The sequence below is a fragment of the Cellulomonas sp. Y8 genome (genome assembly GCF_008033115.1).
Taxonomy (GTDB): Bacteria; Actinomycetota; Actinomycetes; order Actinomycetales; family Cellulomonadaceae; genus Cellulomonas.
Map to the genome: position 1 here is coordinate 1,930,094 of NZ_CP041203.1, position 26,206 is coordinate 1,956,299.

The 26,206-nt window shown below is 75.7% G+C and carries 20 protein-coding genes and 1 pseudogene; 7 read left to right on the forward strand and 14 right to left on the reverse strand.

Going from position 1 to position 26,206, the window contains the following annotated elements; translation table 11 throughout:
- The 4 genes from FKM96_RS08760 to FKM96_RS08775 all read right to left on the reverse strand — a co-directional run bounded on the left by FKM96_RS08760 (window position 1) and on the right by FKM96_RS08775 (window position 3,140).
- Window positions 1-984 (reverse strand): ABC transporter ATP-binding protein, encoded by a 984-nt coding sequence (locus tag FKM96_RS08760; RefSeq protein ID WP_147794902.1) that lies wholly within the window; start codon window positions 982-984, stop codon window positions 1-3.
- 79 nt (window positions 985-1,063) lie between these two features.
- On the reverse strand, window positions 1,064-1,834 hold the full coding sequence (locus FKM96_RS08765; protein ID WP_147794903.1) for a hypothetical protein: 771 nt from the start codon (window positions 1,832-1,834) through the stop codon (window positions 1,064-1,066).
- The gene (locus tag FKM96_RS08770; protein ID WP_147794904.1) at window positions 1,831-2,751 is read right to left on the reverse strand and encodes an ABC transporter ATP-binding protein; all 921 of its coding nucleotides are present in this window, start codon (window positions 2,749-2,751) and stop codon (window positions 1,831-1,833) included. The genes FKM96_RS08765 and FKM96_RS08770 overlap by 4 nt, the downstream gene beginning before the upstream one ends.
- Window positions 2,748-3,140 carry a GntR family transcriptional regulator gene (locus tag FKM96_RS08775; protein ID WP_147794905.1) on the reverse strand — a complete coding sequence of 131 codons (393 nt, stop codon included), beginning with the start codon at window positions 3,138-3,140 and terminating at the stop codon, window positions 2,748-2,750. The genes FKM96_RS08770 and FKM96_RS08775 overlap by 4 nt, the downstream gene beginning before the upstream one ends.
- Before the next feature lie 186 nt (window positions 3,141-3,326).
- Between FKM96_RS08775 and FKM96_RS08780 the strand changes: the two genes are divergently transcribed.
- Window positions 3,327-4,265: an NADP-dependent oxidoreductase gene (locus tag FKM96_RS08780; RefSeq protein ID WP_147794906.1), complete on the forward strand. Its 939-nt coding sequence runs from the start codon at window positions 3,327-3,329 to the stop codon at window positions 4,263-4,265.
- 80 nt (window positions 4,266-4,345) lie between these two features.
- Here FKM96_RS08780 and FKM96_RS08785 read toward each other — a convergent pair whose 3' ends face one another.
- The 4 genes from FKM96_RS08785 to FKM96_RS08800 form a co-directional block, all read right to left on the reverse strand.
- Complete coding sequence (locus FKM96_RS08785; protein ID WP_246855359.1) at window positions 4,346-5,347, reverse strand: aspartate-semialdehyde dehydrogenase; 1,002 nt, start codon at window positions 5,345-5,347, stop codon at window positions 4,346-4,348.
- Between the two features lie 71 nt (window positions 5,348-5,418).
- The gene (locus FKM96_RS08790) at window positions 5,419-6,693 is read right to left on the reverse strand and encodes an aspartate kinase (protein ID WP_147794908.1); all 1,275 of its coding nucleotides are present in this window, start codon (window positions 6,691-6,693) and stop codon (window positions 5,419-5,421) included.
- Window positions 6,694-6,807: 114 nt separating this feature from the next.
- Window positions 6,808-7,587, reverse strand: coding sequence for a TSUP family transporter (locus FKM96_RS08795; protein WP_147794909.1), 780 nt, complete (start codon window positions 7,585-7,587; stop codon window positions 6,808-6,810).
- The gene (locus tag FKM96_RS08800; protein WP_246855273.1) at window positions 7,584-8,225 is read right to left on the reverse strand and encodes a TetR/AcrR family transcriptional regulator; all 642 of its coding nucleotides are present in this window, start codon (window positions 8,223-8,225) and stop codon (window positions 7,584-7,586) included. The genes FKM96_RS08795 and FKM96_RS08800 overlap by 4 nt, the downstream gene beginning before the upstream one ends.
- Window positions 8,226-8,356: 131 nt before the next feature.
- Between FKM96_RS08800 and FKM96_RS08805 the strand changes: the two genes are divergently transcribed.
- Both FKM96_RS08805 and FKM96_RS21935 read left to right on the forward strand, forming a co-directional pair.
- On the forward strand, window positions 8,357-8,782 hold the full coding sequence (locus tag FKM96_RS08805) for an organic hydroperoxide resistance protein (protein WP_147794911.1): 426 nt from the start codon (window positions 8,357-8,359) through the stop codon (window positions 8,780-8,782).
- A 251-nt stretch (window positions 8,783-9,033) separates the two neighbouring features.
- The gene (locus tag FKM96_RS21935; protein ID WP_147794912.1) at window positions 9,034-11,568 is read left to right on the forward strand and encodes a LuxR C-terminal-related transcriptional regulator; all 2,535 of its coding nucleotides are present in this window, start codon (window positions 9,034-9,036) and stop codon (window positions 11,566-11,568) included.
- Between the two features lie 30 nt (window positions 11,569-11,598).
- Here FKM96_RS21935 and FKM96_RS08815 read toward each other — a convergent pair whose 3' ends face one another.
- From FKM96_RS08815 to FKM96_RS21485, 4 genes are all read right to left on the reverse strand, one after another.
- Window positions 11,599-12,177, reverse strand: a complete 579-nt coding sequence (locus FKM96_RS08815; protein ID WP_371300529.1) for a DUF5063 domain-containing protein — start codon at window positions 12,175-12,177, stop codon at window positions 11,599-11,601.
- Window positions 12,178-12,385: 208 nt separating this feature from the next.
- Window positions 12,386-12,985: a recombination mediator RecR gene (recR, locus tag FKM96_RS08820; RefSeq protein WP_147794914.1), complete on the reverse strand. Its 600-nt coding sequence runs from the start codon at window positions 12,983-12,985 to the stop codon at window positions 12,386-12,388.
- A gap of 115 nt (window positions 12,986-13,100) precedes the next feature.
- Window positions 13,101-15,014: an HNH endonuclease signature motif containing protein gene (locus tag FKM96_RS08825; protein WP_147794915.1), complete on the reverse strand. Its 1,914-nt coding sequence runs from the start codon at window positions 15,012-15,014 to the stop codon at window positions 13,101-13,103.
- Window positions 15,015-15,137: 123 nt separating this feature from the next.
- Window positions 15,138-18,518, reverse strand: coding sequence for a DNA polymerase III subunit gamma and tau (locus FKM96_RS21485; RefSeq protein WP_147794916.1), 3,381 nt, complete (start codon window positions 18,516-18,518; stop codon window positions 15,138-15,140).
- A 751-nt stretch (window positions 18,519-19,269) separates the two neighbouring features.
- On the opposite strand from FKM96_RS21485, the pseudogene FKM96_RS08835 reads away from it, so the two are divergent.
- From FKM96_RS08835 to FKM96_RS08850, 4 genes and pseudogenes are all read left to right on the forward strand, one after another.
- Window positions 19,270-19,992: pseudogene (locus FKM96_RS08835) on the forward strand (MetQ/NlpA family ABC transporter substrate-binding protein); the annotation flags it as partial.
- A gap of 578 nt (window positions 19,993-20,570) precedes the next feature.
- On the forward strand, window positions 20,571-21,470 hold the full coding sequence (locus tag FKM96_RS08840; protein ID WP_147794917.1) for a MetQ/NlpA family ABC transporter substrate-binding protein: 900 nt from the start codon (window positions 20,571-20,573) through the stop codon (window positions 21,468-21,470).
- A 116-nt stretch (window positions 21,471-21,586) separates the two neighbouring features.
- A complete protein-coding gene (locus tag FKM96_RS08845) occupies window positions 21,587-22,657 on the forward strand; it encodes a methionine ABC transporter ATP-binding protein (RefSeq protein ID WP_147794918.1) in 1,071 nt (356 codons plus the stop codon).
- A 59-nt stretch (window positions 22,658-22,716) separates the two neighbouring features.
- The gene (locus tag FKM96_RS08850; RefSeq protein ID WP_210417435.1) at window positions 22,717-23,316 is read left to right on the forward strand and encodes an ABC transporter permease subunit; all 600 of its coding nucleotides are present in this window, start codon (window positions 22,717-22,719) and stop codon (window positions 23,314-23,316) included.
- A 96-nt stretch (window positions 23,317-23,412) separates the two neighbouring features.
- Here FKM96_RS08850 and FKM96_RS08855 read toward each other — a convergent pair whose 3' ends face one another.
- Together FKM96_RS08855 and FKM96_RS08860 are read right to left on the reverse strand one after the other, a co-directional pair.
- A complete protein-coding gene (locus tag FKM96_RS08855; RefSeq protein ID WP_147794920.1) occupies window positions 23,413-24,870 on the reverse strand; it encodes an FAD-binding oxidoreductase in 1,458 nt (485 codons plus the stop codon).
- On the reverse strand, window positions 24,867-26,075 hold the full coding sequence (locus tag FKM96_RS08860; RefSeq protein WP_246855274.1) for an alpha-hydroxy acid oxidase: 1,209 nt from the start codon (window positions 26,073-26,075) through the stop codon (window positions 24,867-24,869). Before FKM96_RS08860 ends, FKM96_RS08855 begins: the two co-directional genes overlap by 4 nt.
- Between the last annotated feature and the right edge of the window lie 131 nt (window positions 26,076-26,206).

The window sequence follows — 26,206 nt, forward strand, 5'->3', positions numbered from 1 at the left end:
TCAGGCCTCCACGCGGTCGGTCGCGGACGGGGTGGCGGGGCGCGCTGCGGGGTCCGGGTCGACCGGGGCCCCGGTCAGCCGGACGAACGCGTCCTCCAGGGTGCTGCGCTGCACGCGCAGGTCGTCGGGCCGGACGTCGGCGGCCGCGAGGGCGACCATCACGTCCTGCACCACGTTGCCGGTGCCGCGGACCCGCACGGACCCGTCGGGCTCGAGGTCGACCGAGCCGACCGACCCGAGGGCGTCGAGCGCGGCCGCGTCGACGGGCGCGGACGGCCGGAAGGTGAGCGTCTGGTCGGCCCCGACCAGGGCGGCGACCTCGGCGGGGGTCCCCTCGGCGACGACCCGGCCGGCGTCGACCAGCACGACGCGGTCGCAGAGCCGCTCGGCCTCCTCCATGAAGTGCGTGACGAGCACGATCGTCACGCCGCGCCGCCGCACCCGTTCGACGACGTCCCAGGTGTCCCGGCGCGCCTGCGGGTCGAGGCCGGTGGTGAGCTCGTCGAGGATCGCGAGCTCCGGGTTGCCCACCAGCGCCAGCGCGATCGACAGCCGCTGCTTCTGGCCGCCGGACAGCGCCCGGAACTGGGTGCCGGCCTTGTCGGCGAGCCCGAGGTCGCGCAGCAGCTCGTCGGGATCCGCGGGGTCGTCGTAGAAGCAGGCGTACTCCTCGACCGCCTCGCGGACCGTGATCCGCAGGGGCAGCGCGGACTCCTGCAGCTGCAGCCCGACCCGCTCGCGCAGGGCGGCGCGGTCGGCGGCGGGTCCGGCCGGGTCGAGCCCGAGGACGCGGACCGTGCCGCCGTCGGGCTCGCGCAGGCCGCCGATCATCTCGACGGTGGTGGTCTTGCCGGCGCCGTTGCGGCCCAGCACGCCGACGATCTCGCCGCGGTGGACGGTCAGGCTGACGTCGGCGACGGCGACGGTGCGGCCGTAGCGCTTCTCCAGGTGCTCCGCGTGGATCACGGGGTCTGCTCCGGGCATGACGGGATCTCCTCCTCGCGTGGTGCGGGTGGGTCGGGTCGTGCGGGGGGTGTGCGGCGCGCCGCCGGGGCGCGTCGGGTCAGCCGCGGCGCGGTGCGATCGAGCGGCGGGTGGCGACCAGCCAGAAGGCGGCCGCGAGGGCCGCCGTCATGACGGCGGAGGCGGTGAGGACCAGCGCGAGCGGGGTGGCCTCGCCGGTGCTGCCGAACAGGTCGGAGAACGGGACCCAGTCGTTCGAGTTGCCGACCAGGATCGTCATGGCCAGGGACGGGCCGGCCGTGAGCGGGAGCGTCAGCGTCCCCCACCACCCGCCCGCGACGGCGTACACGGTGCCGACCAGCAGGCCGCTGACGTAGGCGACGACGAACGTCGCGAGGTAGGCGACGAGCAGGCTGCCGAACGTCACGTCGGGGTCGAACCAGCCCTGGTCCTGCAGCGACCACTCCCAGCCCATCGCGCCGTACCAGGCGCGCTCGGCCATCAGCCCGCCGGCCATGAGCACGGCGAACGCGACCGCGAGCACCCCCGCGGCGGCGAGCGCGCCGCGCACGTAGCTGCGCCGGGTCATGCCGCTCGCGACGTGCACCTGCGGGTACGTGGTGGCGATCCCGATCATGATCGAGAACGGGAACCAGACCCCGCTCTGCCGGGCGAACCAGATGGTCGAGGTCCCGACGTCGCCGACCGCGTCGACGACCAGGGGCACCGCGACGACCACGACGAGCACGATCGCCCAGTACCAGAGCGCCACCTGGCCGAACCAGGCGAGCAGGCACGTCGCGGTGCGGAGCACCGGGCCCTGCCGGGTCGCCGGCCGGGCGGGGAACAGGGTGCGGGTGGTGGTGCTCATCGGGCCCTCCCGAGCTCGCGCGCCGCGTCCGCGGCGCCGTCGGCGGTCAGGTGCACGAACAGGTCCTGCAGCGGCACCGGCCCCAGGTCCAGGCCGGCGGCCTTCGCGCCCGCGGCCTCGCCGTCCGCGAGCGTCGCGAGCACCGTGGCCTGCACGGTGCCGCCGAGCTGCTGTCGGCCGAGCACCGTGCGCCCGACGACGAACCGCTCGACCTCGCGGGCCGGCCCCGTCACCGAGACGCCGGTGACCCGCAGGGCGTCCGCGTCCTGCGCCAGCAGCACCCGCCCGTGGTCCAGGACCACGACGTGCTCGAGCAGCCGCTCGACCTCGCCGATCAGGTGGCTGGACAGCACGATCGTGCGCGGGTGCTCGACGTAGTCCTCGAGCAGCGCGTCGTAGAACGCGTACCGCGACGGCGCGTCGAGGCCGAGGTGCACCTCGTCGAGCAGGGTCAGGTCCGCGCGGGCGGCGACGCCGAGGACGATGCCGAACGCGGACTTCTGACCGCGGGACAGCTTCTGCGGCTTCGCGCCCGGGTCCAGCTCGAACCGATCCATGAGCCGCTCCGCGACCTCGCGGGAGAACGCGGGCCGGCAGTCCTCGGTGAACCGGAGGTTCGAGCGCAGGGTCTCGGTGTCGAGCACGTCGCCCGACTCCCGGACCAGCAGCACCCGTGGCAGGAGGTCGTCGTTCTCCCAGGGGTCCTCGCCGCCGACCAGCACCGCGCCGGACGTCGGCCGGCGGAACGCCGCCGCCACGGACGCGAGCGTCGTCTTGCCGGAGCCGTTGCGGCCCAGCAGCCCGGTGATGGAGCCGGCCGGGACGGACAGGTCGACCGCGTCGAGGGCGGTCTTCCGGCCGTAGCGCACGGTCAGACCGCGCGCCTCGAGGCCGAGCGGCCCGGCCGGGGCGGTCACGACGCCGCCCCGTCCTGCCGGTCACCGGCGGTGCGCGCGGCGTGCGCCCGCAGCCGGGCGACGACGTCCTCGAGCGGGATGCCCAGCGCGCGGGCGTGGTCGGCCACCGGGTCGACCGTCTCGGCGAAGAAGGTCTCCCGGCCCTCGGCGCGCAGCCGGTCCGGGGCGCCCGGGGCGACGAACATCCCGACGCCGCGGCGCTTGTACAGGATCCCGTCGTCGACGAGCTGGGCGAACGCCTTCGCGGCGGTGGCCGGGTTGATGCGGAAGGTGGTGGCGTACTGCGTCGTGCTCATCACCTGCTCCTCGGGCTGGAGGTCGCCGCGCAGGACGTCCTGACGGATCTGGTCGGCGATCTGCACGTAGATGGGGTCGCGGCCGTCGAACACGGTCGACCTCCTCTCGTGCTGCGGTTCAGTGGTTCGTTACTCCACTAATGAACCACAGGAGCGCGCATCGAGGCAAGACCTCGAGTCAGGTTCGCGTTCGAAGCACTTGCTTCTGATTCGCAGCATGTGTACCGTCCTCGATAGCGCTTCGAATCCGAAGCACCACGGATCGACCGAGGAGTCACCATGAAGGCAGTGCGGTTCTACGAGACCGGCGCGGCGGACGTCCTGCGCCACGAGGACGTCGAGCTGCCGGTCCCCGGCGCCGGGGAGGTCCGCGTCCGGGTCGCCGGCTCGGCGTACAACCCCGCGGACGGCGGCATGCGGGGCGGCTTCCTGCCGATCCCGATCACGCTGCCGCACATCCCGGGCTACGACGTGTCCGGCACGGTGGACGCGGTCGGTGCCGGCGTGACCGGCCTGGCGGCAGGCGACCGGGTCGTCGGCTTCCTGCCGATGGCGGCCGACGGCTCGGCAGCGGAGTTCGTCGTCGCCCCCGCCGAGGCGCTGGTGCCGGCCCCGACCCGGATCCCGCTCGCCGACGCGGCCGGGCTGCCCTCGGTCGGGCTCACCGCCTGGCAGGCGCTGTTCGAGGCCGCCGGCCTGGAAGCCGGTCAGCGGGTCCTGGTCAACGGCGCCGGCGGGCCGGTGGGCGGCTACGCCGTCCAGCTGGCCCACCGCGCGGGCGCCCACGTGATCGCGACCGCCAGCCCGCGCAGCGCCGAGGCCGTCCGGGCCGCGGGCGCGGACGAGGTCGTCGACCACACCGCGACGTCCCTTCTGGACGCCGTGACCGAGCCCGTGGACGTCCTGCTCAACCTGGCCCCGGTCACCGAGGAGGGGTTCGCGGCGCTGGCCACCCGGGTCCGCGACGGCGGGGTCGTCGTGTCCACCACGCCGCGGGTCGCGACCCCGGAGGACCCGGCGCGCGGGGTGCGCGCCGTGACGGTGTACCTGCACCCGGACGCGGACGTGCTGCGGCAGCTGGTCGCGCTGGTCGACGCGGGCGGGCTGCGCGTCGAGATCGCGCGGCGCGTCCCGCTGGCCGACCTCCCCGCGCTGCACGCGGAGGCCGACGCCGGCCGCGTGCACGGCAAGGTCGTGGTGGTCCCGGCGGGCGCGTGAGGGCCCCGGACGACGGAGGACCCGCCGCCCGGCTCGTGGAGAGCCGGCGCGGCGGGTCCTCGCGCGCGGGGATCGCGCGGTCAGGCGGTCGCGGCACCCAGGCGCGCGACCAGGAGCTCGGCGACCTGCACGGCGTTGAGCGCCGCGCCCTTGCGCAGGTTGTCGTTCGAGATGAACAGGGCCAGGCCCCGCCCGTCGGGCGCGCCCGGGTCCTGCCGGATGCGGCCGACCAGCGACGGGTCGGCGCCCGCCGCCTGCTGCGGGGTCGGGACGTCGGCCACCTGGACGCCCGGCGCGCCGGCGAGCAGCTCGTACGCGCGCTCCGGGGTGATCGGCCGGTCGAACTCGGCGTTGATCGACAGCGAGTGCCCCGTGTACACCGGCACCCGGACGCAGGTGCCGGACACCAGCAGGTCCGGGATGCCGAGGATCTTGCGCGACTCGTTGCGGAGCTTCTGCTCCTCGTCCGTCTCCAGGCTGCCGTCGTCCACCAGGTTGCCGGCCAGCGGGATGACGTTGAACGCGATCGGGGCGACGTACTTCCGGGGCTCCGGGAACGTCACCGCACCGCCGTCGTGCACCAGCGCGAGCGTGTCCTGCTCGACCCCGGCGCGCACCTGGTCGTCGAGCTCGCGGGCGCCGGCCAGGCCGGAGCCCGACACCGCCTGGTAGGTCGACACGACGAGCCGGCGCAGGCCGGCCTCCTCGTGCAGCACCCGGAGCACCGGCATCGCGGCCATCGTGGTGCAGTTCGGGTTCGCGACGATGCCCTTGCGCACCTCGTCGAGCGCGCCCGGGTTCACCTCGGACACCACCAGCGGCACGTCGGGGTCCATCCGCCAGGCGGACGAGTTGTCGACCACCGTGACGCCCGCGGCGGCGAACCGCGGCGCCTGCGCCTTCGACGTCGCGCCGCCGGCGGAGAACAGCGCGATGTCGAGGCCGGTCGGGTCGGCGGTCTCGGCGTCCTCGACGACGATCTCGGTGCCGCGCCACGGCAGCGTCGTCCCGGCCGACCGCGCGGAGGCGAAGTACCGGATCTCGGCCACCGGGAAGTCGCGCTCCTCCAGCAGGCGGCGCATCACGGCGCCCACCTGGCCGGTGGCGCCGACCACGCCGACCCGCAGGCCCGTGCCCGTGCTCACGCTCTCGCTCATCGTCCGGTCCCTCCGTACACCACGGCCTGCTCGTCGGCGCTGTCCAGGTCGAACGCCGTGTGCACCGCGCGCACGGCGTCGTCGAGCTGGTCGGCGCGGGTCACCACGGAGATGCGGATCTCCGAGGTCGAGATCATCTCGATGTTGATGCCGGCGTCCGACAGCGCGGCGAACAGCCGGGCGGAGACCCCCGGGTGCGACTTCATGCCGGCCCCGATCAGCGACAGCTTGCCGATCGTGTCGTCGTACTGCAGCGACGTGAAGCCGATGTCGGGCTGGTGCTGGGTCAACGCCGCGGTCGCGGCCGCCCCGTCGGTGGCCGGCAGCGTGAACGAGATGTCCGTCCGGCCGGTCGAGGCCACGGAGACGTTCTGCACGATCATGTCGAGGTTCACGCCCGACCCGGCGACGACCTCGAAGATGCGCGCGGCCTTGCCGGGCACGTCCGGGACGTCGACGATCGTGATCTTGGCCTCGCTGCGGTCGTGCGCGACGCCGGCGATGATCGGCTGCTCCATCGGGGCTCCTCCTTCGGTCGGGGCGTCCGTCACCAGCGTGCCCGGGTGGGTCGAGAACGACGATCGCACGTGCACGGGGACGCCGTACCGCCGCGCGTACTCCACGCAGCGCAGCACGAGCACCTTGGCGCCGCTCGCGGCCATCTCGAGCATCTCGTCGTAGGTGATGCGGTCGATCTTGCGGGCCGACGGCACGATGCGCGGGTCGGCGGTGAACACGCCGTCGACGTCCGTGTAGATCTCGCAGACGTCGGCGTGCAGGGCGGCGGCGAGCGCGACGGCCGTGGTGTCCGAGCCGCCGCGGCCGAGGGTCGTCACGTCGTTGGTGTGCTGGGTGACGCCCTGGAACCCCGCGACGATCGCGACCGCGCCCGCGTCGACGGCCTGCTGGATGCGGCTCGGCGTCACGTCGATGATCCGGGCCCTGCCGTGCACGGAGTCGGTGATGACGCCGGCCTGCTGACCGGTGAACGACTGCGCCTCGACGCCGAGGTTGCTGATCGCCATCGCCAGCAGCGACATCGAGATGCGCTCGCCGGCCGTGAGCAGGATGTCCATCTCCCGCTGCGGCGGCAGCGGCGTGATCTGCTGCGCGAGGTCGATCAGCTCGTCCGTCGTGTCGCCCATCGCCGAGACGACGACCACCACGTCGTCGCCCGCGCGCTTGGCCTCCGCGATCCGCTTCGCGACGCGCTTGATGCTGTCGGCGTCGGCGACCGAGGAACCGCCGTACTTCTGCACGATGAGGGCCACGGGAGGGAGCTTCCTGCTGCGGGGTCGCGGGCGCCGGGCGGCGACCGCCGGGGTCGGCGGAAGTCTAGGCCGCGGCGCACCACGCGCCGGCGGTGCGCCCGCATCGCGGGACCGTCAGAGCAGCTCGGCCCCGAGCCGCACGATCAGCACCGCGACGACCACCAGGAACACGACTCGCACGAACCCGCTGCCGCGCGCGACGGCGGTCCGCGCGCCCAGGTAGGAGCCGGCGATGTTCGCGGCCCCCACCACCAGACCGAGCCGCCACAGCGGCGCGCCCTGCGCGGCGAACACGACCAGCGCGCCGAGGTTGGTCGCGGCGTTGACGATCTTCGCCTGCGCCGACGCCTCGAGGAACGCGTAGCCCAGCACCCCGACCAGCGCGATGACCAGGAACGACCCCGTTCCGGGCCCGAGCAGCCCGTCGTAGAACCCGATCCCGGCGCCCAGCGCGAGCGCCACCAGCAGGTGGGTGCGTCCCTGCCAGCGCAGCGCGGTGGCCCGGCCGACCTGCGGCCGCGCGACGGTGTAGACCGCGACGGCCACCAGCGCGACGAGGATCACCGGGACGAACACGTCCTCGGGCAGCAGCGACGCCAGCGCCGCTCCCCCACCGGCCCCGACCAGGGCCGCGAGCGCCATCGGCCCCGCGGTCCCCAGCCCGGGCTGGACGCGCCGGTAGTACGTCGCCGCGCTGACGGAGGTGCCCATGATCCCGGCGAGCTTGTTCGTCGCGAGCGCCTGCACCGGGCTGATGCCCGGCACCAGCAGCAGGGCGGGCAGCTGCACCAGGCCGCCGCCGCCCACGACGGCGTCGACCCACCCCGCCGCGAACCCCGCCAGCACGAGGAGCACCACGGTGCCGACCGTGAGCTCGAGGCCCGAGACCGTCACGCGGCGGTGCGGGGGGTGGTGCCGGGCACCCGGTGCGCCGCGACCACCGCCGCGCCCGCGTGCCGGAGGGTCGCCGCGACGGAGGCCGCGCGCTCGGCGCCCCCGACGTACCCGGCGACCATCGCGCCGTCCCGCAGCACGACCAGCTCCTCGGCGGCGCCGACCGGGTCGTCCAGCCCGAGGTCCGCGAGGAGGTCGGCCGCCGTGCCGACCATCCACCGCCGGTGCTCCGCGACGACCGCGCGCACCGGGTGGTCCGGGTCCGCGTACTCGGCGGCCGCGTTGATGAACGGGCAGCCCCGGAACCCCGGCCGGCACGACTCCGCACCCAGACCCTCCGCGTACCCGCGGAGCACGGCCCCGGCGTCGTCGGGGTGGGCGGCACGGACCGCGTCCAGGGCGGCGCGCTCGGCGGCGGCGACGGCGGTCAGCCACGCCACCACCAGGGCGTCCTTGGTCGGGAAGTGCCGGTAGAACGTCACCTTGCTGACCTCGGCCGCCGCGATGACCCGGTCCGCGCTGACCGCGCGGATGCCGTCGGCGTAGAACAGCCGGGCGGCGGCGTCGAGGACGCGGGCGGCGACCGATGAGGCGGGGCGGGCGTCGGCGGGCGCGGATGCGGTCGCGGGGGGCGTCACGGGGTCCTCCTCCTCGGGGTCGACGCGGCGGTCGGGCGGGCCTGGGCGCTCGCGGGTGAGCCAGTCTGGCACGCGCGGCCGATCTGTGGCATACATAGACGTACTAGTACGTCTACCTGGAGGTCGTCCCCATGAGCGCGCTCTACACCGCCACCGCCACCTCGACCGGCGAGGGCCGCGCGGGAGGCCAGGTCACCAGCGACGACGGCGTCCTCGACCTGACGCTCGCCGTCCCGGCCCCCATGGGCGGCCCCGGCGGCGGCACCAACCCCGAGCAGCTGTTCGCCGCCGGCTGGGCCGCGTGCTTCCACTCCGCGCTCAAGGGCGTCGCGGCGGCGGCCAAGACGCCGATCCGCGACTCCGCGGTGGTCGCCGACATCGGCATCCTCCCCAACGGCACCGGCGGCTACACCCTGAGCGCCGCGCTGCACGTCGAGATCGGCGGCGTCGACCAGGCCACGGCGGAGAAGCTCGTCGAGCAGGCGCACCAGGTGTGCCCGTACTCGAACGCCACCCGCGGCAACATCGACGTCCAGCTGGACACCACCGTCGCCTGACCCCGCAGCCGGCGAGGGCGGCGCCCCACCGCGCGTTCCGCGCCCCGCGCACCGCGCACCGCGTTCCGCGCACCGCGCACCGCGAGCGCGCACCCGACACGTCGAGCGAGTACCCGCCGGGTGCTCGCTCGACGTGTCCGCTGCCCCCTCGGCGCGCGAACCGCGGGCCTACGCTGGCCACGGGCGGTCACGGGCGGGCGCCGGTCCGGCGCGTCGCGCACCGCGGGGGGGTGCAGCGGGGTGGGAGCACGATGAGCGGCGGCGGCCGGGACGAGGCCCTGATCGCGGTGCGCCGCTGGCTGGCAGCCGGGCGCGACGTGGTGCTGCGCGGCGAGCGGGGCATCGGGAAGTCCGCGACGCTCGAGGCCCTGCGCGCCGACCTGTCGGACCGCCGGCTGCCCGGCGTGCTGCTGCGCGCGAGCGGGCCGGCGCCGTTCGCGGCGGTGCTGGACCACCCCTCGGCGCCGCCGCGCGTCCCGGACGAGACCGGCCTGACCGCCTGGCTGGCGGACGAGCTCACCGCCCCGCGCAGCGTCCTGCTCGTCGACGACGTGGACCGGCTCGACCCCGGCAGCCTGCGCGTCGTGCAGCGCGCCCTGGTGCGCACCGGCTGCCGGCTCGTCGCCGCGACCACGGCCGACCTGCTGCGCACCCCGCCCGGCGGACCCCGCGAGCTGCTGGTCGCCCGCGCGCCGGCCGAGGTCCGCGTCCCGCCGCTCGGCCTCGCGGCGCTGAGCGCGCTCGTGGCGACCGTACTCGGCGGCCAGGCGGACGCCGCGCTCACCAGCGCCCTCCTCGCGCAGTCCGGCGGGAACCCCGGCGCGGCGGTCGCCCTGCTGTCCGCGGCGCGCGCCACCGGCGCGCTGCGGCGCGAGGCGGGCCGGCACGTCGACGACGGGCGGCTGCTGGAGGTGCCCGCGGACGCCGTCGCGGCGCTCTTCCTCGCCACCCTGGACGGTGCCCGGGTGGACGCGCTCGAGCGCCTCGCCGTCGTCGGTCCCGTCGCGCCCGCGGCAGCGGCGCAGCTGGTCGAGCCCGCCCTCCTGGACGACCTGGCGGACCAGGGCCGGGTGGTCGAGAACGAGGCGGGCGGGGCCGACGCCCTGCTCGTCGTCGCGCCTCCGGCACTGGCCCGGGCGCTCCGGGACCGGGTCGCCCCGCCGCACCGCCGCCGGCTGCTGGCCGCGGCGCGCGCCGCGGTCGGCGACGTCGTCGCCGTCGTCGACCCCCCGCGCCCGGACCTGACCGCCCTGCTGGCCCGGGACGCCGCCGGCAGCGCCGACGTCCTGCGGTGGAGCACGCAGGTCGCCGGTGTCGTGCACGAGCGCGCGGCCGCGGCCGAGGCGGCCGCGCACGCCGCGTGGTCGGCCGACCCGCGGCTGGGTACCGCCACCGCGTACCTGGCCCAGCTCATGCGGCGGCCGGCACGCGACCAGATCGCCGCCGTGTTCCGCGACACGACCCGGGGCCCGGAGGACACCGACGACGACGCGCTGACGTACCGCTACTACCGCAGCAGGTGGGAGTCCTGGCGCGGGGACGACGCCCCGGAGAGCCGCGGGGACGACACCGGCACCGGGGGGCGCCCGCCGGGTGCCGAGACCGACGGCCCCGGCCGGCTCGACGCCCTCGAGGACCTCAAGCAGCGGCTGGTCACGGAGATCCGGGACGGGCGGTCGCCCGAGGACGTCGCAGCCGCCGACCCGCCGCGCGTCACCGCGACCGCCTTCCGCGGCGCCCCCGGCCCGCTGACCGCCGCCGCCCTGCTGGAAGCCGGGCGACCCGACCTCGCCCTCGCCGTCCTCGACCGCGCCGACGACGCCGACGCCGGGCCGGCCCCCGACGCCGACGAGGTCCGGCACTACCGGATCGCCCTCCGGGGCGAGTGCCTGACGCTCCTCGGCCGGCTCGACGAGGCCGAGCGGCACGAGCGCCTGCTCCTCAGCGCCGCCTACGACGCGTACGACGCCTTCGGCATCCGGGTGCACGCCACCGTCCTCGCCGAGGTCCTCTGCTTCACCGGCGAGATCGAGGCCGCCTGGCGGGTGCTCAGCACCGCCCTGCGGCTCGGCCCCGCCGGCCCGATCGAGACGACCTACTACCGCCGCGGCCTGGCCCTCGGGGCCGTGCTGCAGGTGGGCGCAGGGAACGTCGACCTGGCGCGCGCGCTCCTCCGCGAGCTGGAGAAGACGCCGCGGCTGTACCGGCCCCTGATCCGGTCGCTCCGCGTGGTCGGCGCGATCGCGGTCGCCGTGGCCGAGGGCGACCGGACGACCGGCGCCGAGATCGCCTGGCGCGCGGGCTCGTCCTACGCGGAGGCGGGGCTCCGACAGCCGGCGCTCGTGACGTGGGCGTTCGCTCCCCCGCCGTTCACCGCCGAGCGCGCCGCGGCCGTGCGCGCGACCCGGCGCGGCGTCGTGCTCCCGCTCCTGGACCCGTACCTCGACCTGCAGCTCGCGATCGCCGACCGGGACGCGGCGGCCGTCGCGGCGGCGCTCCCCCGCGTGCAGCCGCGGGTGACCAGCACGCTGACCGCCGCGGCGCGCGAGCTGCTCGGCCTGGACGACGGCACGGTCGCGGACCACCGGGCGCGACCGGTCGGCACGGAGCCGCTGTCCGACCGGGAGCGCGAGGTCGCGGCACTGGGGAGGGACGGGCTCAGCAACCGGCAGATCGCCGAGAAGCTGCACCTGAGCGTCCGCACCGTCGAGAACCACATGAGCCGGGCGCTGCGGAAGCTCGGCTACCGGGCCCGGGGCGACCTCCGCCGGTGGACGGTGGCCTGACGCCCGAGCGCCGCGCCGCCGCCGCACGCGTCAGGGCTGCAGCGCGTCGTACTCCGCCTCGGCCGCCACGTCGTCGTCGACGTCCAGGCGCAGGTGCGCCAGCAGGGTCTGCAGCGTGCGGAGCACGCTCGCCGCGCGCTCGCCCCAGGTCGACAGGTAGGAGAACTGCCACCACCACAGCGCCTCGAGGACGTGGCCGCGCTCGTGGTGCCGCAGCCCCTGCAGCAGCGCCCCCGCGACCGCCACCAGGTCGCCCGACAGCGTGGACGTGGTCACCTCGCCGCCCAGGACCGGGTCCACCACCTCGGCGTAGTCGTCCACACCGTCGAGCACCTCCGCCAGCGCGGTGCGCAGCGGCTCGACGTCCGGGTCCGGGCCGACGTCCGGCTCGAACCGGTCCGTCGGCACGACGTCGACGATCGCTCCGAGCCGCGCACCGACCGCCAGCACGTCCGAGACGGCGAGCAGCAGCAGCGGGATCGCGGCGTCCGGGTTGCTCCCCGACGCCACCTCCGTGACCGTCGTGAGGAACGCGCGGCACTCCCGCGCCGTCGAGTCCGCGACGGCGCGCAGGTCGGCGGCCTCCGGGTCGAGCGCCAGGTCGTCCACCTGGGCCGAGTCGGTCGCCACGCGCAGGTCGTCCTCGGGTGCGGTCACGGGGGCCATGCTGCCCCTCCGGATCGCGACACGCCCGCCGGCGGGCCCGACACGCGGGGACTGCGAGCACCGTCGGGGCGAACCGGACGGCGCGCGGGCGCCCGCCGAGCGGGCACGTCGGCACCCCGCACCGGGCACGACCCGGGCCGGGGCTCCGGCGTCAGGCGCTGATGCGGCGCCGGCCCTCGAACGCCCGGCCGAGCGTCACCTCGTCCGCGTACTCCAGGTCTCCGCCGACCGGCAGGCCCGACGCGAGCCGGCTGATCGTCAGACCCATCGGCACGAGCAGGCGGGCGAGGTAGGTGGCGGTGGCCTCGCCCTCGACGTTCGGGTCCGTCGCCAGGATCACCTCGGTGACGGTACCGTCGGCCAGCCGGGTCATCAGGTCCTTGATGCGCAGGTCGTCCGGCCCGACGCCCGCGATCGGGTTGATGGCGCCGCCGAGCACGTGGTACCTGCCGCGGAACTCGCGGGTGCGCTCGATCGCGACGACGTCCTTCGGCTCCTCGACCACGCACAGCACCGCCGGCGACCGACGCGGGTCGCGGCAGATGCGGCAGAGGTCCTCCTCCGCCACGTTGCCGCACTGCACGCAGAACCGGACCTTGGCCTTCACCTCGGTCAGCGCGTCCACCAGGCGGCGCACGTCCGTGGGGTCCGCGGCGAGGATGTGGAACGCGATCCGCTGCGCGCTCTTGGGACCGACGCCGGGCAGCCGCCCCAGCTCGTCGATCAGGTCCTGGACCGCGCCCTCGTACACGCCGCACAGCCTACGTCCCGCCGCCCACAACCCGCGTCCCCGTGCATCCGCGTCGGAAGACCGGAGCGGGGCGGCTGTGCGGGCCGCTCCGACCCGGCGGTTCGAGACCGCCGGGTCAGAACGGGGGTTGTGCGTCGTGGGGGTCGGCGGTGGCGTCGTGGGTCTGCCCCGTGCCCGGCCGGGTCAGGTACCGGTGGCCGGTGGGGGTGAGCCACTCGTAGAGCCCGGGGCTGATCTGCCGCAGCCGGAAGCCGCCGTCCGTCTTCAGCCGGTGGTGCCTGTGGCAGACCGGGCCGAGGTTGTCCGCGTCGGTGCGGCCCAAGGGCGCGTCGGGGTCACCACCCGGCTGAGGGTGGAACTCCTGGGTGTGGTCGAGCTCGCAGGCGCAGGCCGGGACCCTGCAGCCGGGTGCGGCGCAGGTCCTGTCGCGGGTGCGGATCAGGTCCGCCAAGGCGGCGGGTGGTCGATATCGCTCGCGACCGACGTCCAGGACCCGGGCGGTGAGGGGATCGGTGACGATCCGCTGCCAGACCCCGCCGATCGCCAGGGCCCGAGCCTGCACGGCGTCGATGGAGCCGTGCCCGTCGAGGTGCGCGGGCTGGTCGTCCAGGCCGAGGAGGGTGGAGGCGGGGACGGTGATCCGGACTTCGGCGCCCGGACGCCCGGAGCAACGGGTGCAGCCGCGGCGGGCAGTCGTGGGTGTGGTCGCGACGGTGCTCGGCGCGAGTGTGGGTGCTGCCGATCCGCATGCCGCGCTGGAAGCGGTGTCCTCGGCCCGCGCGCTCGGTGCGGTCGCCACGGTGCTGGTCCTGGTCGCGCGGTCGGTACCGACGCCGGTGCGGGTCTTGACCTCGGTGTCGAGCGCGGGCTCGGTCTCGGAGTCGGTGATCTCGATCGGTGCCTCCGGCGCTCTGAGCAGCGCAGCTCGGTGCGCTCCGCCGCCTGCGGGGCGCGTGGTGTCGTCGCCTGGCGGGGTGAGGGTGGCGATCGGGATCGGCTCGACCGGCCGCGAGAGCGCCACCCCGTCCCGGTCGGTGAAGGTCGCCCCGTTCCACGACCGTCGCGGCTCCGGCGGCACCGGCAGGCCCGGGGACAGGTGGACCTCGAACGCCGGCCCGTCCGACTCCGGCACGTCGCCGACCACCAGGTCCCGCAGGCCGTCGGCGCGCAGCTGGTCCAAGGTGCGGTCGTCGCCGAGTGCCTTCGCTGTCTTGGCGGCGTGGGTGAGGACCCCGTCGACCCGGAGCGCGTCCGCCGCGTCGAGGACCAGCCACATCGACGCCATGCCGTCCGGCTGCGGGCGCGGGTGGGAGACCCTCCTGGTGCGCCGGGCGCGTTCGCGGCGGGCGGCGGCGCCCTCGGGGTCGACCAGCCGGATCTCCCGCTCCACGCGCTGGCGGAGCTCGGCGACCGAGCACTGGTCGGCGTCCGGCAGGACCGCGTCCTCGACGGCGTGGGCGACCTGGAACGACAGGTCCGCCAAACCCGAGGTCAGGACCTGGGCCTTCGCGGGGTCGAGGTGCCCGACCTCCAACGCCTCCCGGGTCGCGCCGAGCATGCCGTCGAGCACCAGCGCGCGGTGCACGGTCTTCGTCGCCGTCACCCGCGGCCAGCCCAGGCGCATCGCCAGCTCGTCGCCGGCCACGCACGCCTGCGTCGGCGGGGCACCGGCCAGCGGGGACCACTCCGGGCTCATCTCGTCGCGGGAGGCGAGCTCGGCGACCATGGCCAGCTTGCGGGCGTGCTGATGACTCTCGACCCGGTCCTGCGCGGCGATCACCTCGACCAGCACCATCGAGGACAGCACGCGCAGGTCCAGCCCCCGCAACCAGGCATCCAGCACCGGCCCCGGCTCGCAGGAACGGATCGCCTCGACCTGCCGCTGCTCACCCGTCCGAGGCGCCCCACCGGCCGCCACCACGGGGTCCGGGCCGAAGTCCGTCAAGCAGGTCCCGTCGGGCCCGTAGACCGGCAGCACCACGGAGGCGGCCGGGTCGCCGTCGGGGTGTTCCTGCAGGTCAGATGCCATGGAACGACACTACCGACGCCCACCGACACGACCCCGGCGACCGACCCCCGCCCTGGGGACGAGGCACGACGACGGCACCTGTGGACGGCTCGGCGTCCCCTCGATCGGCTCGCCGACCGCGGGTCAGTAGCCCTCGTCGACCGGCTCGTCGATGACCGTCGCACCCAGCGCCTGGGCCAGGAGCGGGATGCCGGACAGGCTGCTGGAGCCGATGTCGGGGTCGTCCATGGACGGCTCGTCGTCGGCCCAGGTCACTCGGGGCGCGGTCGCGACAGCGCCTCCGCCGGCTGCGGCGGCTCGGGCTGCGGCGCGCACCTGGTCCGCGCCGCTCGTCGGCGCCGACGACGACGGCGAGACGGCCGCAGCCGGGCGTGCGGAGGACCCCGCCGCGTACGGGTCCGGGCCCGGGTCGGGGGGAAGTGGGACGTCGCGCGCCCAGTCGTCGTCCGGGGGCTCGGGAGCGCCCGGGTCGTCGGGGTGCGGGTCCCACGGCGGCGGCGCACCCGGGTCGGTCGGCGCGGGGCGGGCTGCGGGGCGGCCGTTCCCGGCACCGCGCGCGGTCGAGCGCTCCTCCCGGGCGGCGGCGCCACCCGATCCGGCGGGGTCCTCGACGCCTCCGCGAGCAGACGCCGCCGCCCTCGGGTCGGCGCCGGTCTCGTCCGCTGCTCCCGCCCGGCTCTCGGCACCGTCGCGCCCGCGAGCGGCGGACGGGACACCCTGGACGGCGTCGCGACCGCCCGGGCCGCCGTCGCGGCGCGGCCGCTGGTCGCCGTGCGCACGCGGTCCGGCGGGGGTCTCGCGGTCGGCGCCGCCCTCGGGTCGCGCGCCGACGGGGGCGCTCGTGGTGCCGGACGCGGCGCGGGCGCCTCCGAGCGGAGCCACCACCGGCCACCCGTCGTCGGACACCGCGACGGCCGGCGCCTGCTCACGCGCCACCCCGGTAGGGGCGATCGCCGGGCCGCCGGGCACCACGGAGGCGTCGGGTCCCGGCGCCTGCTGCTCCCGCTGGTCGCCGGGGAGGTCGGCCTGACCCTCGCCCGCACCGTGCCGGTCGGCCTGACCCTCGCCCGCACCGTGCCGGTCGGCCTGACCCGCGTCCCCACCGGGCTGGTCGGCCAGGCGCGCAAACGCACCGGGCTCGTCGGCGAGGCCCGCGTCCCCTCCGGGACGGTCGGCCTGACCCGCACCCGCATCGGGGCGGTCGGCCCGCCCCGTGCCGGCCTCGGAGCCGTCGCCGGACGCGTCGTCGGCCTCCGCCTCGCCCTCGCCCACGGATCGATCACCGGCCGCGGGCGTCACGGTGGCGGAGGACCAGGGATCCGCCGCGTCGGGGTCGTCGTCCGCGGGCGTGTCGACGCCGGACGGACCCGGCGCAGCGGCGTCGTGCGGCGCGCGCGCCGCCTCCACCGGGCTCGGCACCGGAGCGGGGACGGGCGCCGGTCGACCGGCGTCCCAGGACGCCGCGGCCTCGGCCGCCGACGGCGCGCCGCCTCCCCGACCCGTGGGCGAGGGCGTCGCGGGACCGGGCCGCCCCACGGCGGGGGCGCCGTCGCCGGAGAGCACCGGCTCGACCTTGACCGTGAACCCGAGCGTCTCGCGCACGGCCTGCTGGACCAGGTCGGCGTGCGGGCCGGACCGGAACGCCGACGCGAGCCCGGGGGCGCCGAAACCGAGCTTGAGGGTCGTGGCGTCGAGCTCGACGACCTGAGCGTTCTGGCTGATCAGCACCCATGTGGTCTTCTTGAGCCGGGCCAGGGTGTCCAGGACCTCGGGCCAGCGCCGGCGGAGCATCTCGGTGTCGCCGCCCCCGGGGGCGCCGGCCTGGCGCTCCGGCGGGGCCACCGGCTCGGCGGTCGGGACGTCGTGCGGGACCGGCGCGCGCTCGGCCGTGGGGGCGACGGCCGGGGCCGGCCGATCGGCCCCCTCGGCCGACGCGGGAGCGTCCGCCGGACGCCGCTCGCCTGTCGGCGCGGGACCCTCCGCCGGGCCTCGCTCGTCGGCCGGCACGGGGGCGGCGGGTCGGCGCTCGTCCGCCGGGGCGTCCTCGTCCCCGGTCGGGCCGTCGACGGCACCCACCTCGGCACCGGGAGCTGACGAGGTCGACTCCGCGACGTCGTCGACCGCACCGGCTCCGTGCGCCGCGTCCGGGGACACCGGTGCCCGGTCCTCGTCGGCAGCACCCCGCGGCGTCGACGCAGCGGTCGACGCCTCGGGCAGCGGGGCCGGCGGCGGCGTCACGACGGCCACCCGCTCGACGGGCGCGGCAGGCGCGAACGCGGGGGCGGCGACAGCGGCGGGCGGTGCGGCGGGGGCCGTCGGTGCGCCCCCGGGACCCGACGCGACGCGCACGCCCTCGCGCTCCAGCCGGTCGACCCGCGCGCCCAGCCCCGAGGCGGAGTCGTCGAGCGCGGGCAGGAGCAGGCGAGCCATGAGCAGCTCGAGGTGCAGCCGGGGCGAGGTGGCGCCCGTCATCTCGGACAGCGCGGCGTTGACGAGGTCGGCGGACCGGGACAGCTCGGCCGCACCGAGGTGCGCGGCCTGCTGCTGCATCCGCGCCATCTGGTCGCCGGGCACGTCGCGCAGCACCGCCGCCGCGGCGTCGCCGGAGGCGGCCAGCACGATGAGGTCGCGCAGCCGCTCGAGCAGGTCCTCCACGAACCGCCGCGGCTCGTGGCCGGTCGAGATCACGCGCTCGACCACGCGGAACGCGCTCGCGCCGTCCCGGGCGGCGACCGCCGCCACCAGGTCGTCCAGGAGCGACGCGTGGGTGTAGCCGAGCAGGGCGACCGCGTCCTCGTAGACGAGCCCGTCCGGGCCGGAGCCGGCGATGAGCTGGTCGAGCACGGAGAGCGAGTCGCGGACCGAGCCGCCGCCCGCGCGCACCACGAGCGGCAGCACGCCGGAGCCGACGGTCACGCCCTCGGTGGTGCACAGCTGGTCCAGGTAGCCGACCATGACGTCCGGCGGCACGAGCCGGAACGGGTAGTGGTGCGTGCGGGACCGGATGGTGCCGATGACCTTGTCGGGCTCCGTCGTCGCGAAGATGAACTTCACGTGCTCCGGCGGCTCCTCGACGATCTTGAGCAGCGCGTTGAAGCCCTGCGGCGACACCATGTGCGCCTCGTCGAGGATGAACACCTTGTACCGGTCGCGGGCCGGGGCGAACGTGGCGCGCTCCCGCAGGTCCCGCGCGTCGTCGACGCCGCCGTGGCTGGCCGCGTCGATCTCCACGACGTCGAGGCTGCCGGGGCCGCCGCGGGCCAGCTCGACGCAGGACTCGCACACGCCGCACGGGGTTTCGGTCGGGCCCTGCGCGCAGTTGAGGCAGCGGGCCAGGATGCGGGCGGACGTCGTCTTGCCGCAGCCGCGCGGGCCGGAGAACAGGTACGCGTGGTTGGTCTGCCCCGAGCGCAGCGCCTGCCGGAGCGGCGCGGTGACGTGGTCCTGGCCGACGACCTCCGCGAAGGTCTCGGGCCGGTAGCGGCGGTACAGGGCTGTCGTCACCCCAGAACTCTAGAGGGGACGGCCGACATCCCGGGACCCCGCCGGGGAGACCTGGGGACCGAGCCCGTCGCGGGATCGAGACGCGTGAGGAACCGGCCACGCCGCGGCCGCCAGGGCCCCTGACGTGTCATCCATGCGTCACCGCGTCCCACATTCCGGACATGATGTTCCATCCCGCGAGACGCACGGCTAAGTTTCGCCGTCATCGCGGGCCACGTCGGCCCGCCCGACGCCCGAGGAGGAGGCAGCCCGATGCGCCAGCACGCCACGACCACCTGCCGCCCCTCGATGTGCGCCGCAGCACGGGCCTGCGCCTGTCGCTGTACCACCGCGGCCTGACCGCGAGCGGTACCGGCGGCCGCCCGAGCCGCCACCCGGGCCACGACCCACGCCGCCCCGGCGCCCGGCGCCCGCGCCCCGTCGCCCCCACGCCGCCCCCGGCCCCTCCCCCCGAGGCCGCCGATCTGCTGGCCCGGCGACCCGCACCCCGCACCACCCCCGACCCCCGCAGCACCCCGACCCGGCACGTCCCCGCCGGGCCCACCCGAGAGGCACACCCCCATGAAGCGCAGACTGACCGCCTGGATCGCCGCGATCGCCGCCACCGCGTCGCTCGCCGCGTGCGCGTCCGGCGGGCGGCGAGAGCTCGGCCGGTGCCACCGCGACCGCCGACGCGGACAACCGCGTCACGGTCCGCGTCGGCGTCACCGACAAGGCCCAGGAGTACTGGACGACGTTCACCGACCTCGCCGCGGACGAGGGCATCGACGTCGAGCTGGTGAACTTCACCGACTACACGCAGCCCAACCCGATCCTCAGCTCGGGCGACCTGGAGCTCAACCAGTTCCAGCACCTGCTGTACCTGGCGAACTACAACGTGAACTCCGACGACGACCTGCAGCCGATCGGCTCGACGGCGATCTACCAGCTCGGCCTCTACACGACCAAGGGCTACGCCTCCCCGGAGGACGTCCCGGAGGGCGCCGAGATCGCCATCCCGAACGACGTGGTGAACCAGGCCCGCGCGCTGCTGGTCCTCCAGTCGGCCGGCCTGATCTCGCTGGTCGACGGCGGCAACGCGTTCTCGACGCCCGCCGAGGTCGACGAGGCCGCGTCGAAGGTCAAGGTCGTCCCGGTCGACGCCAACCAGACCGCGGTGCAGCTGCAGAGCCTGGACGGCGCGATCATCAACAACAACTTCGCGACGGACGCGGGCATCGACCCGACGACGGCGATCTACTCCGACCTCGAGGACACCGACACCGCGCGGCCGTACCTCAACCTCTGGGTCGCCCGGGCCGAAGACGCCGACAACCCGGTGTTCCAGCAGCTCATCGACATCTACCACTCGCCCGAGGTCACCGACCAGCTGGTGGAGGAGAACGGCGGCACCGCCGTGGTCGAGGACGTGCCGGCCGAGGAGCTCCAGTCCGACCTCGCCGACCTCGAGGACCTGGTCCGCGAGAACGCCTGAGCACCCGGTGGACGGCGCCGACCCCCGCGACGGGGTCGGCGCCGTCGGCGCGCTCGGGAGGGCGCCGCGACCCCGCTCGGTGGCGGGACCACGACCCCGGTGGCACCGTGATCGCGCGGCACCCGGGTGCCGTGAGACCCGCGGACGCGGCGCTCCCGGCGGGTGCTAGGGTCGCCCGCGTCCGCCCCCGCCCAGGGACAGGAGTCGAGCACGTGAGCACCCACGCCGCTTCCGAGCGCCGCGCGCAGCCGATGCGCGCCACGGCCGGGGCGTCCTGCGGGCTCATGTGCTGTCGCCAGCGAATGTGCTGACGCTGCACCCTCGCAGCACGGCCCTCCCGCGGCGGACGTCCCGCCCGGCCCGACGCTCCTGAGCGAGCCGACCGGCCCGACCGGACACCTCCTCCCGGCCCCGATCCCCGACGGCCCGCCGTCCGGCCCGGGGCCCCGCCGGACGGCCGAGACCCCGGCGCCGCGGCCTGACCGCACGCCACCGCCCTGCGGGCCCGGCCACCGGCCCGCACGGGGCTCGCCCCGAGCCGAGCCCCACGCTCAGATCCACCGGAAGGCAGCACCACCATGAAGCGCAGACTGACCGCCGCCCTCGCCGCCCTCGCCGTGGGCGCCCTGGCCGCCTGCTCCGGCGGCGAGCCCGCGGCCGCACCGACCACGGCCGACCCGGACAACCCGGTGACCGTGCGCGTCGGCGTGACCGACAAGTCGAAGGCCTACTGGACCACGTTCACCGACCTGGCGGCCGAGGAGGGCATCGACGTCGAGCTGGTGAACTTCACCGACTACCAGCAGCCGAACACGGTGCTCAGCGAGGGCCAGCTGGAGCTCAACCAGTTCCAGCACCTGCTGTTCCTCGCGAACTACAACGTCAGCGCGGACGACGACCTCGCGCCCATCGGCGCGACGGTCATCTACCAGCTCGGCCTGTACACGACCCAGGGCTACGCGTCGCCGGACGAGATCCCGGACGGCGGCGAGGTCGCCATCCCGAACGACCCGACCAACCAGGCGCGCGCGCTGCTCGTGCTGCAGTCGGCCGGCCTCATCTCGCTGAAGGACGGCGGCAACGCGCTGTCGACCCCCGCCGAGATCGACCAGGCGGCGTCCCGCGTGAAGGTCGTCCCCGTCGACGCCAACCAGACCGCGATCCAGCTGCAGGACCTGGACGCCGCCGTCGTCAACAACAACTTCGCCGCCGACGCGGGCATCGACCCGACCACGGCGATCTACTCCGACCTCGAGGACACGGACACGGCCCGCCCGTACGTGAACATCTGGGTCGCCCGAGCCGAGGACGCCGACAACCCGGTGTACGCGGACCTGATCGAGATCTACCACCGCGACGAGGTCATCGGCCAGCTCCTGGACGAGAACCAGGGCACCGCCGTCGAGCAGGACCTCAGCCCCGAGGAGCTGCAGGCCAGCCTCACGGAGCTCGAGGACCAGGTCCGCGCCGCGGGCTGACGCACACGGTGCGCCGGGCGGCCCGCGGGTCGCCCGGCGCACGACCGCCCGCCGGCGCGACGCCGGCACCCGCCACCCGCACCCCGCGGGCGACCCCCACCCAGGACGGTGACCCGATGACCGCGATGGTCTCCCTGCGTGACGTGACGAAGGTGTTCGACGGGTCCTCAGGACCCGTGCGCGCCGTCGACGGCGTCACGCTCGACATCGAGCGCGGCGACGTGTTCGGCGTGATCGGCTACTCCGGCGCCGGCAAGAGCACGCTGGTCCGGCTGATCAACGCGCTCGAGGCCCCGACCTCGGGGCAGGTGGTGGTCGACGGCACCGAGCTCACGGGGCTCAAGGAGCGGGGCCTGCGCCCCGCCCGCGCCGGGATCGGCTTCATCTTCCAGCAGTTCAACCTGCTGAAGTCCCGCACGGTGGCCGCGAACGTGGCGTACCCGCTGCGGGTCGCGAAGTGGCCGAAGGCCAAGCGCGAGGCCCGCGTGGCCGAGCTGCTCGAGTTCGTCGGGCTGTCCGACAAGGCCAAGCAGTACCCCGACCAGCTGTCCGGCGGGCAGAAGCAGCGCGTGGGCATCGCCCGGGCGCTCGCGACGTCGCCGGCCCTGCTGCTCGCCGACGAGGCCACCAGCGCCCTCGACCCCGAGACGACCAAGGACGTGCTCGACCTGCTCCGCCGGGTCAACCGCGAGCTCGGCGTCACGATCGTGGTCATCACGCACGAGATGTCGGTCGTCTCCTACCTGTGCAACAAGGTCGCGGTCATGGAGCACGGCAAGGTGGTCGAGGAGGGCGACGTCTACCGCGTGTTCGCGGAGCCCACGCAGCCGATCACCCGCCGGTTCATCGGCGCCGCCCTGCACGACCGGCCGCGGCCCGACGTCGTCGCCCGGCTGCGCGAGCGGCACGCCGGCCGGATCGTCACGATCGCGATCCGGGAGAGCGAGGCGACCGCCGGGATCATCGTCACCGAGCGCCTGCGCGCCCACGGGATCGACGGGCACGTGGTGTTCGGCGGCATCACCGAGGTGAACTCCCGCCCGCTCGGCTCCCTCACGTTCGCGCTGGAGGGTCCGCACGCCGCGATCGACGCGTTCCTCGCCGACCTGCGCGCGCACACCGAGGTCATCGAGCACGCCCCCGACGGCGACCATGCCGGCCCCGCGAGCAAGGAGGTGGGCGCGTGAACTCCAACGGCGTCTCCCTGTGGCCCGAGCTCTGGCAGGCGCTCGGCGAGACCCTGCAGATGGCGATCGCCGCCCTGGCGATCGGCGGGCTCGCCGGCCTCGTGCTCGGCATCGCGCTCTACGTGACCCGGGCCGGCAACATCCTGGCCAACCGCCCGGTGTTCGTCGTGCTCAACGTGCTGGTCAACATCGTCCGGCCGATCCCGTTCATCATCTTCATCACCGCGGTCCGGCCGCTGACCCAGGCGCTCACCGGGGCGTCCTACGGCGTCGAGGCCGCGATCCCGGCGCTCGCGATCATGGCGACGTTCGCGACCTCCCGCATCGTCGAGCAGAACCTCGTCGCGCTCGACCCGGGCGTCGTCGAGGCGGCGCGCGCGATGGGCGCCGGCCCGCTGCGGATCATCGCGACCGTGATCGTCCCCGAGACGCTCGGCCCGCTCATCCTGGGCTTCACATTCCTGTTCGTCGGCATCGTCGACATGACGGCGGTCGCAGGCGCGATCGGCGCCGGCGGCCTCGGCGACTTCGCGATCGTCTACGGGTACCAGCGGTTCAACGACGTGGTCACGTGGACCGCCGTCGCGGTGATCGTGGTGATGGTCCAGCTCGCCCAGTTCCTGGGCAACTTCCTGGCCCGCAAGGTCCTGCGCCGCTGACGCGCCTCGCACCCCGGTCCGCGAGGTCGAGGGTTTCCGGCGAGGTCGAGGGTTTCCGCCCGGCGATCTCGGGGAAACCCTCGACCTCGTCGGGTTCTAGAGCTTCTTGCCCGGGTTGAGGATGTTCCGCGGGTCCAGGACCTGCTTGATGCCGCGCTGGATCGCCAGGACCCGGTCGCCCAGCTCGGCCGGCAGGGCGGCCCGCTTCTCGGTGCCGATGCCGTGCTCGCCCGTGACGGTGCCGCCGAGCTCGACCGCCAGGCCGAGGATCCGCGCGTGCGCCTCCGCCGCCGCGGCGACCTGCGCCGGGTCGGCCGGGTCGAACGCGATGACCGGGTGCAGGTTGCCGTCGCCGACGTGGCCGCCGGTGCCGATGGGCAGCCCGACCTGCGCGGAGATGTCGCCCAGCCGCTCCAGCAGCTCCGGCAGCCGGGTGCGCGGCACCGCGACGTCCCCGTTGATGCTGCCGCCGCGGACCGCTCGCATCGCCGGGTTGAACGCCCGCCGGGCGCGCAGCAGCGCGTGCAGCCGCTGCTCGTCGTGCGCGACGTCCACCGTCAGGGCGCCGTGCTCCCGGGCGATCGCCTCGTAGGCCGCGACGTCCTCGACGCCGCCGATCGCCTCGTCGGTGATCGCCAGCAGCATCGCCTCGGCGCCCGCGGGCAGCCCCGCCTCCGGGTCGTACGCGACGAGCGACGCCAGCACGACGCCGTCCAGCAGCTCCAGCGTCGACGGGCGGTGCGGGCTCGCGATGATCGCGTTCGCCGCCTCCAGCGCGTCGGCGACGGTGGCGAAGGTCGCGCACACGCCGCGGTCCGGGCCGGGCGCCGGCAGCAGCCCGAGCGTCGCCTCGGTGACGACCGCGAGCGTCCCCTCCGACCCGACGACCAGCCCCGTGAGGTCGAGCCCCGCCACGGCCTTCACGGTCTCCGGCGACGTCCGGACGACCTCCCCGTCGGCCAGCACGACCTCGAGCGAGCGCACGAAGTCCCGGGTGACCCCGTACTTCACGCAGCGCATCCCGCCCGCGTTGGTCGCGATGTTCCCGCCGACGGTGCTCTGCGCGTACGACGCCGGGTCCGGCGGGTAGAAGAGCCCGCGGGCGGCGACGGCGTCGACCAGGTCCTTGGTGACGACCCCCGGCTGGACGACCGCGACCTGGTCGACCGGGTCGATGCGACGGATCTCCGTCATCCGAGCCGTCGACAGCAGGATCGCGCCCGGGACGGCGTTGGCACCACCGGCGAGCCCGCTGAGCGCGCCCTGCGGCACGACGGGGACCCCGTGGGCGTGCGCGGCGCGGAGCACGGCGGACACCTCGGCGGTGGTCGACGGCTGCACCAGGGCGACCGGGTCCCCCGTGGGCGGGGTCGCCGAGCCGTCCTGGGACCGGTCGCGCAGTGCGTCGGGGTCCGTGACCAGCGACCCGGCGGGCAGCGCGGCGCGCAGGTCCGCGACGACGGCCGCGAGCGCGGCGGCGTCCGGCGCGGCGGCGGGGGCGGACGGACCCGGGCCGGCGGGGCCGGGGTCGACGGGCGTGCGGGTCTCGGTCACGGCAACCCCACGTGCTCGGGGGTGAGCTCGGCGAGGGACCGCACGCCGAGCAGGCGCAGGGTCCGGGCGATCTCGGTGGTCAGGATCTCGCCGACGCGGTCGACGCCGCGCTCGCCGCCGGCCATGAGGCCGTACAGGTAGGCGCGGCCGAGCATGACGGCGCGCGCACCGTGCGCCACCGCGGCGACCACGTCGGCGCCGCTCGAGAAGCCGGTGTCGACGTAGACCTCGGCCCGGTCGCCGACCGCCTGCACCGTGCCGGGGACGAGGGTCAGCGGCACCGGCGCCCGGTCGAGCTGCCGCCCGCCGTGGTTCGACAGCACGACGGCGTCGGCGCCCGCGCCGACCACGCGCTCGGCGTCGGCGACGGTCTGCACGCCCTTCACCACGAGCGGCCCGTCCCACTGCTCCCGCACCCACGCCAGGTCGGCGAGCTCGACGGTCGGGTCGAACATGTGCCCCGCGAGCTCCTCGATCGTCCCCTGCCAGGAGTCGAGCGTCGCGAACCGCAGCGGCTCGGTGGTGAGGAAGTTCAGCCACCACGACGGGTGCAGCGCGCCGTCGACGACGGTCTTCACCGACAGCGCCGGCGGGATGCTGAACCCGTTCCGGTTGTCGCGCAGCCGCGCGCCGCCCACCGGGACGTCGACGGTGATGACCAGCGCCTCGTAGCCCGCGGCCTTCGCGCGCGCCATGAGCTCGGTCGAGGCGCCGCGGTCCTTCCACACGTACAGGCCGAACCAGTTCCGCCCGTCCGGCGCGGCGGCCGCGAGGTCCTCGATCGACGTCGTGCCCATCGTCGACAGCGTGTACGGGATGCCGGTGCGCGCCGCGGACCGGGCCACGGCCCGCTCGCCCTCGTGCTGCATCATCCGCGTGAAGCCGGTCGGGGCGTACAGGAACGGCGCCGCGGCGGGCCGGCCCAGGACCGTCGTCGACAGGTCGACCTCGCCGACGTCGCGGAGCACCGACGGCCGGAACTCCACGTCCCGGAGCGTGCGGCGGGCGCGGCGCAGCGACACCTCGGCCTCGGCGGCGCCGTCCACGTAGTCGAAGATCGACCGCGGGGTCCGGGCCCGCGCGATCGTCCGCAGGTCCCGCACCGTGTACGCCCGGGACAACCGGCGGGCCACCGGGTCCAGCTCGAGCGGACGCATCCGCAGCAGGGGCCTGAGCTCGGACCAGGTCTGCAGCCGTCGCCGCACGTGTCGCCTCCTCGCCGGTGGGCCCGGCGGCTCCGGGCCCCGCCCGGGCACGGTAGCCCCGCGGGCGCGACGGGCGCGGACGCGTCTCAGCGTGCGACGGGCGGTGCCGCACCGGCCGTCGTCCACGCGCC